Here is a 229-nt window from a genome sequence, read left to right as displayed (position 1 = left end):
ACGAAACCGAAGTCACTGGACTGGTATTACCCGCCGGGTCAGCCGTGACCGCAGTCACTTCGCCCGTAGGCTGATTCGGCGGTGTGGTGACCGAATAAGAGCCGTTCGGGCCAGCAGTAGCTGTTTCAGTCGAACCGTCCGGGTTCGTCACTTTTACCGTCGTGCCTGGTTCGGCTGTGCCACCGATCGTCAAGCTGCCATCCGGGTTGGTGGTGACCGCAACGGTCGG

At 61.1% G+C, this 229-nt stretch carries 1 protein-coding gene; it reads right to left on the bottom strand.

All coding sequences use genetic code 11. From position 1 onward, the window contains the following. On the bottom strand, window positions 1–229 hold a 229-nt coding region (locus tag CWE01_RS33660), incomplete at both ends, for an Ig-like domain-containing protein (RefSeq protein ID WP_177410538.1).

It is taken from the genome of Pseudomonas sp. QS1027, from assembly GCF_002814235.1.
In the GTDB taxonomy this organism is placed as follows: domain Bacteria; phylum Pseudomonadota; class Gammaproteobacteria; order Pseudomonadales; family Pseudomonadaceae; genus Aquipseudomonas.
This window is presented reverse-complemented; position numbering and strand designations above follow the sequence as displayed.